The 1,888-nt window shown below is 71.9% G+C and carries 4 protein-coding genes; all 4 read left to right on the top strand.

Annotation, left to right across the window (positions count from 1 at the left end):
* The first annotated feature begins 31 nt into the window (after positions 1 to 31).
* Positions 32 to 175, top strand: a complete 144-nt coding sequence (gene rpmH, locus AC0CYZ_RS15340; protein ID WP_472216800.1) for a 50S ribosomal protein L34 — start codon at positions 32 to 34, stop codon at positions 173 to 175.
* Positions 176 to 204: 29 nt separating this feature from the next.
* Entirely contained in the window at positions 205 to 600 is a 396-nt protein-coding gene (gene rnpA, locus AC0CYZ_RS15345; RefSeq protein ID WP_472216796.1) for a ribonuclease P protein component, read from the top strand.
* A 167-nt stretch (positions 601 to 767) separates the two neighbouring features.
* A complete protein-coding gene (gene yidD / locus AC0CYZ_RS15350) occupies positions 768 to 1,160 on the top strand; it encodes a membrane protein insertion efficiency factor YidD (RefSeq protein WP_472216802.1) in 393 nt (130 codons plus the stop codon).
* Positions 1,154 to 1,888, top strand: a 735-nt coding sequence (gene yidC, locus AC0CYZ_RS15355; RefSeq protein ID WP_472216798.1) for a membrane protein insertase YidC, incomplete at its 3' end; no start/stop codon positions are given. The genes yidD and yidC, both read left to right, overlap by 7 nt.

The following is a 1,888-nucleotide window of genomic DNA, read 5'->3' on the forward strand; positions in this document are numbered from 1 at the left end:
CCGGGGTGAGCTGACGCAGGAGTTCTCAGTCGTGGCCAAGGGCAAGCGCACGTTCCAGCCGAACAACCGTCGTCGGTCGAAGACCCACGGCTTCCGGCTGCGGATGAGCACGCGCGCCGGTCGCGCGGTGCTGGGCAACCGCCGCCGCAAGGGCCGCGCCTCCCTCAGCGCCTGACGGGCCGCGCCCGTCACGCCGGCGTCGCCGTGCTGCCGCGTCCGTCCCGGGTCCGCCGCCCCGACGACTTCCGACGCATCATGCGTCGTGGTCGGAAGGCCGGCCGCCGGTTGCTGTCCGTCCACGCCCTCGTGCCCGACGGGACCTCGCGGGCCGGCTTCGTGGTCGGGCGATCCGTGGGCGGGTCGGTCGAACGCCACCGCGTGACCCGGCGGCTCCGCCACCTCGTCGCCGATCGCCTGGACTACCTGCCCGAGGGCACAGCCCTGGTGGTGCGGGCGCATCCCGCGGCCGCGGGGGCCGGCTCCGCCGAGCTCGGCGCGGACCTCGACGCCGCGCTGCGCCGCCTCGGGGTCGCTCCCGGCCCGCGGCCGGTGGCCGCGCCCTCGGACCCGTCACCCCCCACCGCCGCGCGGCTCGGATAGACGCGGTGCACGCGACGGGTGGCCGAGGCCGGGTCGACGACGTTCGCCCTCCCGGCCCGTCGCGGGCACCATGGACGGGAGGACCGGTCGCGACGCCCGGCACCGGACACCATCCGGGCGCCACGACGTGGTTCCACGGGAAACCGACGGGAGTGGACGACGTGGAGATGGGAACACCGCCCGACGGCGCGCGGCCCGGCCCCGCCACGCGGCTGGTGATCGCGCTCCTCGGGGTCTACCGACGCTGGATCTCCCCGCTGTTCCTCCCCCACTGCCGGTTCCACCCGAGCTGCAGCGCCTACGCCGTCGAGGCCCTGCGCGTGCACGGCCTCCTGAGGGGCAGCACCCTGGCCGGCGTGCGCCTGCTCAAGTGCGCGCCGTGGCACCCTGGCGGCCTCGACCCCGTGCCCCCGCGCAGGGGCCGCGACCCGGACCGCGACCTCGCTCCGGACCCTGATCGTGATCCACCCGTGGCGGGCGGCCCGCCCACCGACCCGACGGACCGCACTGCCCCCCGGGGAGCCGCAGCCCCCACCAGCGAGGAGCGAGCGTCGTGCTGAACTTCATCTACTACCCGGTGTCGGCCATCCTGTGGTTCTGGCACAAGGTGTTCGGCTTCGCCCTGGGTGCCGACAACGGGTTCGCCTGGGCGCTCTCGGTGATCTTCCTCGTCTTCACGCTGCGCGCGCTGCTGTTCAAGCCGTTCGTGAGCCAGGTCCGCTCCATGCGGAAGATGCAGGAGTTCCAGCCGCAGATCAAGAAGCTGCAGGAGAAGTACAAGAACGACAAGCAGAAGCTCGCCACGGAGATGCAGAAGCTCCAGAAGGAGCACGGCGTCAACCCGCTGGGCGGCTGCCTGCCGGTCCTGGTGCAGCTGCCGGTCTTCATCGGGCTGTTCCACGTGCTGCGGGGCTTCCAGCCGAACTACCCGTACAACTACGTCTTCGACCGCGCCGACGTCATCTCCTTCAACAACGCGAGCCTGTTCGGCGTCAAGCTGTCCCAGGCGATCTTCGGCGGCGCCCAGGAGCTCGGGCACTTCTCGCTGAACTTCTCGAGCTTCACCGCCTCGGTGGTCCCCGTGGCGCTGCCGCTGATGATCATCGCCAGCGTCGCCACCCACTTCACGGCGCGCATCTCGGCCCAGCACCAGACGACCGCGTCGGCGGCCAACCCACAGGCCGCGGTCATGCAGAAGCTGACCATGTGGCTGTTCCCGATCGGCGTGCTCGTCTTCGGTGCCTTCTTCCCGATCGCGATCCTGCTGTACTGGCTGGCCAACAACTCC

This window comes from Actinomycetospora sp. (assembly GCF_055612215.1).